At 68.3% G+C, this 8,305-nt stretch carries 7 protein-coding genes and 1 pseudogene; 3 read left to right on the plus strand and 5 right to left on the minus strand.

Annotated elements, in window-relative coordinates; all coding sequences use genetic code 11:
• Nucleotides 1-85 precede the first annotated feature (85 nt).
• The 4 genes from ACZ7M3_RS33560 to ACZ7M3_RS33575 form a co-directional block, all read right to left on the minus strand.
• Complete coding sequence (locus ACZ7M3_RS33560; RefSeq protein ID WP_472068203.1) at nt 86-961, minus strand: hypothetical protein; 876 nt, start codon at nt 959-961, stop codon at nt 86-88.
• Nucleotides 958-1,674 (minus strand): ParA family protein, encoded by a 717-nt coding sequence (locus tag ACZ7M3_RS33565; protein WP_472068205.1) that lies wholly within the window; start codon nt 1,672-1,674, stop codon nt 958-960. Before ACZ7M3_RS33565 ends, ACZ7M3_RS33560 begins: the two co-directional genes overlap by 4 nt.
• A 191-nt stretch (nt 1,675-1,865) precedes the next feature.
• A complete protein-coding gene (locus tag ACZ7M3_RS33570; protein ID WP_472068207.1) occupies nt 1,866-2,435 on the minus strand; it encodes a helix-turn-helix domain-containing protein in 570 nt (189 codons plus the stop codon).
• Nucleotides 2,432-3,913 (minus strand): helix-turn-helix domain-containing protein, encoded by a 1,482-nt coding sequence (locus ACZ7M3_RS33575; protein ID WP_472068209.1) that lies wholly within the window; start codon nt 3,911-3,913, stop codon nt 2,432-2,434. The genes ACZ7M3_RS33570 and ACZ7M3_RS33575 overlap by 4 nt, the downstream gene beginning before the upstream one ends.
• 1,469 nt (nt 3,914-5,382) lie before the next feature.
• Between ACZ7M3_RS33575 and ACZ7M3_RS33580 the strand changes: the two genes are divergently transcribed.
• Together ACZ7M3_RS33580 and ACZ7M3_RS33585 are read left to right on the plus strand one after the other, a co-directional pair.
• The gene (locus tag ACZ7M3_RS33580) at nt 5,383-5,703 is read left to right on the plus strand and encodes a hypothetical protein (protein ID WP_472068211.1); all 321 of its coding nucleotides are present in this window, start codon (nt 5,383-5,385) and stop codon (nt 5,701-5,703) included.
• A 650-nt stretch (nt 5,704-6,353) separates the two neighbouring features.
• Nucleotides 6,354-6,485: a hypothetical protein gene (locus tag ACZ7M3_RS33585; RefSeq protein ID WP_472068213.1), complete on the plus strand. Its 132-nt coding sequence runs from the start codon at nt 6,354-6,356 to the stop codon at nt 6,483-6,485.
• A gap of 253 nt (nt 6,486-6,738) precedes the next feature.
• Here ACZ7M3_RS33585 and ACZ7M3_RS33590 read toward each other — a convergent pair whose 3' ends face one another.
• On the minus strand, nt 6,739-7,806 hold the full coding sequence (locus tag ACZ7M3_RS33590) for a PP2C family protein-serine/threonine phosphatase (protein WP_472068215.1): 1,068 nt from the start codon (nt 7,804-7,806) through the stop codon (nt 6,739-6,741).
• A gap of 290 nt (nt 7,807-8,096) precedes the next feature.
• On the opposite strand from ACZ7M3_RS33590, the pseudogene ACZ7M3_RS33595 reads away from it, so the two are divergent.
• Nucleotides 8,097-8,305, plus strand: a pseudogene (locus tag ACZ7M3_RS33595) (serine/threonine-protein phosphatase); the annotation flags it as partial.

Below are 8,305 nucleotides of genomic sequence, written 5' to 3' on the forward strand. Positions count from 1 at the left end.
CTAGTCGACTAGTGGAATAGTCGGTGGGGCGGGTGTCCGCGAACGAGAGAAGAGTTCGCGAACACCCTGGGAGATGCACGCCGCGTCAGAAGCCGCGTGCGGTGAGCCACTCGTCCAGCGCGACGGAGACGATGTCGCCGATGGGCAGGTGGTCGAGTTCGTTGTCCAGCGCGAAGCGCTTGATCCGCTTCTTGAGCTTCAGCGCGGCGGGGACCGACGAGTCGAGGCTCTCGCGCGTGATGATGCGCTGGTTGAGGATCACGGCCGTCTCGGGGATGTCCTTGGGGCGGCCGGGGCCGTGAGCCCACGGCGTTCCCTCGCTGGGTGCTGCCTCCCGTTGCACGTACTGCTCCTGGTGAGACCCCGCCCCATCGGTCCTCACCGGGAACGCGGTACCGCCCCCGACCGGAGAAGCTGCCGGACGAACCGCCACCTCGGCGGCCGGGGCCACATCAGGAGCCGCGGACATGATGGGGGAGAGGCCGTGTCCCGCAGCGGGTTCGGCCGACGGCGCGGGCCGCACCGCAGGAGCTGCAGGTTCGGCAGCCGGGGGCTCATGCTGCAGTTGTCGCTCTGCCCGTTCCCCAGCCGATTCCACCCCCACCGCGGGGGCGTCGAAGGCGGGGCGCACCGGGTGACTGGTGACCGACTCCGGCACCGGGCCGCTCGGTACCGCCTCAACGGTTGGCTGGGTGGACGTCTGCGCCGCTTCGGGTACCACCTTGGTCAGGCCCTGCTCGGAGGCCTCGACGGGGACGGTGGAAGGAGCGGGCTCGCCCTTCGGCGGTTCGGCGGTGGGACGGCCCGGGCCCCGGGGCGTGGCTTGTTCGGCGGCGTACTGCTCGGGGGTGAGCTCGGCGGCCGGGGGAGGGGGCGGCGGGGCCGCCTTCTTGGCCACGCCGCCGAGGGTGCGACCGGCGCGGCGGGCGGGGGGCTTCAGCCTCTCGTTCTTTTCGGTCATGCCGCGGTCAGCTCCTTCATGAGCTCGGCGTACTCGCTCAGTTCGGTTGGGATCTCGCCGAAGGCCTCCATGTAGTGCACCCAGGAGTGGATGGTGGTCTCGGCGAGCGGGAACGCCTCGTCGCGGTCGGGGCCGATGCCTTCGCCCTGGGCGGGGTCGAGGAGCTGGTCCTTTGCCCGGCTGGGCAGGCTGGTGCGGTCGTCGGCCTTGACCATGACGACGTGGGCGGTGACGCCGTGCTCGTTGCGTGCGGCGGCGCGCTCGGCCTCGTCGAAGGTGGCCACGAGCTTGCGGCGCTCGATCTTGGTGGGGGCGACCGGCACGAGCAGCAGGTTCGCCTCGGTAACAGCCTCGTGGAAGATCCGGGCGCTGCCGCCGCCGGCGTCGACCACGATCGCGCCGAACTCGGCGCGCTTGGTACGGATGTACTCGGCGATGTCGTCGAACGGGTACCGCTCGACGACCAGGTTGGCGGGGATCTCGAATCCGGCGGCCTGGGCGACCTTGAACCAGTCGTAGGCGGACTGGCTGGTCGCGTCGGCGTCCAGCAGCAGAGTCGGGAGGCCGAGGACGACGGCGTAGTAGAGGGCGATGAACCAGGCGGAGGTGGTCTTGCCGGTACCGCCCTTGAGCATGCCGACGACGATCACGAACGCGTCCCAGACGTGTTCTGTGGCCACGGCCAGGGTCTTGTGACGGGTGTTCTCACTCACGTGTGCTTGATCTCCTGAAGTGGAAGGGATGTTGTCTCGTGGGGTTGGGTGACTGTGCTGTTCGTAGGCACGTCCGCGTGCGGGCCGGGGAGGTGCCCGTGCGCCGTGGCTGTAGCTGGCATTGCCTTCGGGCGGGTGCCGCGGCTGAGGAGCACGGTGGGCGGAGTGACTGAGAGCTCTGTTGGGTGCGCTCATAGCCGTTCGTCCTCACGGCGAGTGGGGCCGTGGTGGTGCTGGGGCCGCATGGTGGTGCCTGCCTGGTGCAGGAGCCGGTAGACCGTGGCAGCCGAGTAGTTGCAGTCCTTGACGAGTTCCGGGACCGTGGCTCCGGCTTCGTACCGGGCCCGCAGGGACAGGGCGAGCTTGTGCCGCTCGGCGGCCCGGGCTGCGGCGCGCATCCGTAGCGTCTGCTGGGTGGTGCGTACGGTGCCGCCAGCTTCGATCAGCAGGCGCCGGGCAGCACGCCGCGTCTCTCCGGCGCCTGCGGCGAGTTCGGTGAGGGTTGCGCCGTGCTGCTCGTACAGGGCGCGGAGGTGGGCTGCGAGTCGTTGTCGGGCTTGTGGGCTCTGTCGCATCCGGCGGGTTTGCCAGGAGGTGCGCATGACGGTTCCGGCGTCGTGGAGCCGGTTGAGGACGGTGCCGTAGGACAGGCCGCTGGCGGTGACGAGTTCGTCGACGGTGGCACCGGACTCGTACTGCTTGCGCAGGGAATGGGGCGTGACCGCCTTGCTCACGTCTGAGGTCGGGGGTTCTGGGTTCATGCGACGGACTCCCATTCGCTGAGGGCTTCGGCATGGGCGGCGGCCAGCTCGTCGTAACTGCGCTGGTCGGATGGGGTGATGAGGATCAGGCGGCCGTCGGTGGCGACGCGCCAGCCGTCGGCCGGACGGCCCGTGGCCGGATCGAGGACGTGCCCGTCCGGGGCGCGCCACGTCGGCGGGATCTCGTCGGGGCGCGGCGCTGGGACCAGAATCTGACGACCGTCGCGGACGATCACCACGGCCTTGCTGCGGTGCTCCGCAAGCCGGTCCAGAGCCTCCTGGTAGGCCGCCCGCTCGGCCGTGTGCAGAGCTTTGCGCTGGGCCCCAACGCCGCTGGTGCCGTGTTGCTCGGCGACCCTGTCCCAGCCCTGCGCCGTCGCTGCGGTGTGGCCGGTGTCGGCGTCTGGGAGGCGGATACCGAAGCCCTCCAGAGCGCGTGGCGCGAGGGCCCAGGTCTCCCCGGTGTGCTGGACGAGGCCGTGGTCGGCGAGGCGTTTCAAGATCCGGTAGGTGGTGGCGCGGGAGACCGAGGAAGTACCGACGAGCTCGCCGGCCGTCTGGTCCTGGCGTACGTGCAGAGCGCTGATGATCACGAGGGCGGCGCTGCCGAGGCCGTGGTGGGCGAAGGCGTCGTGGCCCATCAGGCGTGCGAGGACGGTGGAGTCGATATCGGCCGTCGTGGCCGTCTCAGGGGTGGTCCACTCCTCAGGTGCCGGGTCGGGGGGGAACTGAGTGGTCCACACACGAGACGGAGCGCTGCCATGGTTGAGGTACCAGGTCGAGCCCTCCCGGCCGTGGCCGGCCCGCAGGCGGCGCAGCCAGCCTCCCGGCTTCAGGACTGTCTCGTAGACGGCCCGCAGTGTGGTGCGGGAGATGCCGGCTTCCTCGGCGGTCTGGCGCTCGCTGGCGTGGTGCAGCGGACCGCCAGCAGTCTCGGCGAAGTTCAGGTGTGCCCGCAGTACGCGCAGCGCGGTCCTACCCCGCTCCCCGCGCCAGGGCGTGGTCTCGATACGGTCCCGCAGCGCGGCGAGTACCTCGTACGCCTCGTGCCGCGAGCCCAGCGCCAAGGTGGTGCCGACAGCGGCCGAGGCGCTGGCCCAGACCCGGCGGATGTAGTCCAAGGCTCGCGCCTGCCCGGAGTGCAGCGCGATGCTGCGAGTGTGCCGCCCGCCTTCGTGCTCGGGGTACAGCAGAAGCTGCGTCAGCTGGTCAACGCTGCCGCCGGCGCGGGCGACGTAGCAGGCTATGGCCGCGGTGATCCGGTGACCGTGCTCGGCCGCGCCCTGGCGGTCCCCGCGCAGGATCACGGCCCGCCCGTCGGAGGAGAGCCGGCTGTAACTGCCGGCGGCGTAGCGGCCGGTGAGGTCTCCGAGCAGAATGAGATCGGTCGCGGCCGACGGCAGTTGGGCGCGGCCGACAATGCCGCGGAATTCGGTGGAGTTTCGTTGAGAGAGGGCGTGATGAGTGCTGTCTGTCACGGTGGGGTCGTCTCGCAAAGACGTGGACGCCACCCAGGCCCGCTAAAACCACGGGCGGCATCCGGAACCGACCTCCATCGGCGCCGACAAGGTCCCCAGGATGGCCGTCCTGGAGGCCCTCGTGAGCCCGGCCCCGAGCGGAGGCAGGCGTCCCCATCGCAGCTCGACCGAGGTCGAAACAGAGCGCCGCCAAAGTCGCTCACCCGTGATTCACACCGGCCAACTCAGGTCCCTCAGAGCCCAGTTGCAGAGGCTGATGCCTCTGACTGCCTCTGAGCGGACCGGGTCGAACCGGGGTCGAATCAGAGCGATTTCCTCTGACTGCCTCCGCTCGCCTCTGCAACCCGTCCTAGCAGGTCACAGCCTCATCGCCCCCCACACAAGCGCAGGTCAGAAAGATGCGCTAGCTGTACCACTGGTTTCTGGCAAAAGCGGTGATGTGCGGCATGGCAGTTCCCGTCCCTGTCGGCGGGGCTCCGGCGCCCCGCGTGCCGTGGATGGAATCAGGGTCGTGAGGCTTGTATCGGCTCGGCAAGGCGGCTTCTGCCAGGCGGAAGGACTTCTGTAAAGAGGCTGGTCAGAGCCCTGTTCTGTCAGCCCCTAGTCGCCAGAGTGGGTGGCCCGGGTGGTGCTGCTGTTCGGTTCGCCTTTGGGGCAGCCGGAGAGGGCGACGGTGAGTGCGACTACTCACTGCGTAGCGCTAATCGTCCATACATGTCCACTTAATTGCAAATGTGACACCCGTCTGTCGATGGATGCTCGGTACAGCGGCAAGAGTCAGCATCACTGCAGGTCAACTACTGATCGTTTTGGAGTCTGGGGCCCTCGGGTCGAATCCGGGTCGAATCCGCACCCTTTTAGGGTGTTGGGCGTGTCGCCGCTGGTCAGGGCGGTGTGAGGTCACGTGCTGGTTCGCCTCGTGTACGGGGGGCGGCGCGACGAGCAGTCGGTCCGATGAGCCGCTGAAGAGGCGCTGAGTGGCTGTGGTCGGCTGCCAGGGGCAGGGGGCTCACCAGTGGATTCTTCGCTGCTGGTGGTGCACACCCTTCGTGATCATGTTCTGCGGACATGTCTTCAGGCGGGACGGCCGATGCGCGAGGGCCCGGGAATGGCGGTTCCTGGCCGAGACCGACCTGCCGGGTGGCAGGGGCCGTCCAGGAGACGGGTGGTAGGCGGGTGGCGTGGCCGAGGCTCCGCCGCCTCGCGCGGCAGCCGGTGCTCTCGCAACATCCCGTACGTCCCGGAACTGCCATTCCTCGGCGCCGACATCAGCACAGCCTCGGTCGGCTCGCCATCGCCGACGCCGAACTGGAAATCTCGGTACCACGACGAGTTCATGGACCTCCGCGAGGGCCCTTGAGTGGTGCTCGAGTAAGTTCTGCCCATGGCTGGGCAGTTGAGGGAGTTCACATCTTCTGTGTCCAGGTCGACACTGGTGTCGTCGGTGACGGTGAGGTCCCCCGCGCGGGGTGACGGACGCCCGTGCGCCCACGGCGAACGGGCCGATCCTCGCTCGGGACACCGTGGAGGCGGCTGAGCGGGGTCGGTCGACGGAACTCACCTCGCGGTACGAGGTGAACGGCATCCTGACCGCCGCGAGTGACGCCATCGTGCTGGCCCTGATCCGCGGGGGCGGCAATCGCACCGGCGAGGCCATCGTCGGCCTGGTCTTTCGTCGTACGCGGAAAGGCCGCCTCGAAGTGTCAACAACGCAACCTTTCGGGCGACTTGGGTACCCGGTGGTCGACCCGGCTCGGCTCATGCGCGAGTTGTCGACGGCCCAGCAGTAGATCGTGTCCACTGCGCGGGACTCTCCCACGCTGTACGGCTCATCGTGGTGGCCGAACAGCCCGCCGTGCTCGACCCTGTCGGGCGAAGCCGTCACCCTGATGATCGGGGGTATCGCCGAACACTTCTCCCCGGACCGCGCCACTCCGCGGCGCACTGGGGCTCGAAGTTCAAGGACTATGCCACACAGACGAAACCGGACACTCTCTATTCCGGTGAGATCGCGGTTTCTCCAGGCTCGTCGGCTCCGCGTCGGCCTGAGATCCTGGGAGCGATCTACGGGGCGCGCAGGCCCAGCGGCGGCGCGTTCTGGTCGAGGAGCGTGCGCTACGCCCCAGCGGCGTCCGCTCGGGCCGCCTACCCGAGCGCGACGCGCGTGACGCGAGGCGGACTGGTTGTGGCCGGCTCGCCCGGCATGTCGCGCCCGGATGGTTGACGGATGCCGGATGCCCGATGCGGGTCGGCTCCATCTCGAACAGAACCCGGCGTACAGCCTGACTCATCTGTCGTTCCATGTTTCCGCAGATCAGAGGCCATATTTATTGACTAAACAAACCCTCGGGGTCGAATCCGGGTCGAATCCAGTCTGCAGGTATCGTCGTTTCTGTCTGCTGCCCATGCGGCATATCCGGGCATCCCCAGCGCCGTCGGCGTGTTCCTCCTGGAGCCGGGCGAGAACGGCCCGGAGGTCTACCTGCAGCGCGACTTCACCATCAAGGAGCTATCGGAGAACTTCACGGCGAAACAGGCCAGCCAGGAACTGCCGCACAAGTACTCGGCTTGATGACGGTGGAGGACGACCGCGACAACAGGAGTACGGATCGGACCTCGTGCGGACCGGCTGCCTGGTCCAGCCGGTCCCCGACCGTGAGGGCCTGCGGACGATTGTGCCCTGATACGTAACCGAGGGCTCCGGGCTGCGCACCCTGGGCTAGAGCCTGCTGCCGCCGCGTCAGCGCGTCTACTGGGTCTCGCGCGCAAGGGGTGTCCAACTCCCTGCTCCGGGCGGCGCATAGCGGTGCCGGGCAGTCTGTTCATCAACCGATGGCTCGCTCGTGTGGTGTACCGCCAGCGGGCTGACGTTCGATTGCGATCAAGGCGGCGTCGTCGCCGAGCCGCCCGCCGACGTGGTTGAGAAGGTCGCCGCGGACGTGGTTGAGGAGCGCCGCGGGATGGCGGTGGTCCTGAGGGGTGAGCCGTTTGGCGAGCGGGTAAAAGGCGCCGTCGGCATCGCGGGCTTCGATGGCACCGTCGGTGTAGAGGAGGAGGGTGTCTTTGGCACGTAGGCTGAAGGTGTCGAGGTGGTAGGTGGTTTGCGCCATTGCGCCCAGGCCCAGCGGGGGCGCGGGTTGGCCGGCTTCCAGGGGCACGACGTCGTTCGCTCGCAGGCGTAGCAGCGGGGGGTGTCCGCAGGTGACGCTCCGCACGAGGGGCTCGTCGTCTGGGATTTCGAGGATGACGGCGGTGGCGAACACCTCTTCGGCCTGTTCGGGTGCCATTGCTTCGGGCGCGTCGCTGCGGACGCTTGAATCCAGGTAGGCGGCGAGTTCCGGCAGCGTGGCCAGTCGGCGGGAGGCGTCGCGGAACGCGCCGATGATGTGGGCAGCGCCGCCGACCGCCGGCAGGCCCTTGCCGCGAACGTCGCCGATGATCAATCGTGTTCCCGTGGGCGTGCGCACGGCGGCGTAGAAATCTCCGCCGATGTGGGCGTCATCCACGGCCGCCAGGTAGACCGAGGCCAGGCGAAGGGGTCCGAGTCGGCGGGGGAGGGGAGGCAGTATGGCGCGTTGCGCGGTCTCGGCGACTGCGCGCAGCTGGACCAGCTTTCGCTGTCTGTGTTCCGCCAGGTATCGGGCGATCGTGACGGCCACCGAGGTCGCAATGAGGGCAGCCACCTGTGGCGGGTTCACCGAATTGCGGACCAGGCAGATGGCCATCAGGGCCCACGCGGCCATGATCGTGACCAGTGCGGTCACCCGGGCGCTCGCGTGCCAGGAAGCTATCGCAGGCACCATGATCAGCAGGTCGCCCAGATGAACTGAGTTAGGCACCTGAACATCGATGAGCGTGATCGTCAGAATGAGCAGCAAGGCGACTGCCAGCACGGATCGTGATTGCGGCAAGTCACGCGGGTGAGCGAGTGACGGCCTGGCTCCTCGCCGCACCCGGTGTAGCTCCTGCATGCGACGTGGAGCCCTATGTGCGAGATCGCGGAAAGTGAGCGCCATGTACTACCCCGTTATATTAGTCCGTTTTATCTATTATGATGAGATTATCACTCTATAGGGCATGCGGGGGCTCGCGCGGCGCCCTGTGCAGCATCTAAGGCCTGCGGGGCGGCCGTCCGGCCGTCACAGCGGTCGCGGTTTCTCGGCGACTCGGTGAAGATCACGGTTTGTCAGGGGAGCCACGTCGTGCCCTGCTGGCGGTACCCATCGCGTTGATCGCGGCTGTCACGGTGGTCGACATACTCGCTCCGTCCAGCGTCCACCTCGGGCCCTTCCTGGTTGCCGCACCCGCTCTCACCGCGTCGTTCGCCGGGCCCTGGGCGACCGGCCTCGTCGGTGTGCTCGCCGTCCTGGCCCAGAGTGTGGTCGCGGTGAT

The organism is Streptomyces sp. NPDC111656, assembly GCF_055656965.1.

Coding starts and splice junctions, on each gene's coding strand:
- ACZ7M3_RS33560 (WP_472068203.1), bottom strand. CDS start 961: ATGACCGAAAAGAACGAGAGGCTGAAGCCCCCCGCCCGCCGCGCCGGT.
- ACZ7M3_RS33570 (WP_472068207.1), bottom strand. CDS start 2,435: ATGAACCCAGAACCCCCGACCTCAGACGTGAGCAAGGCGGTCACGCCC.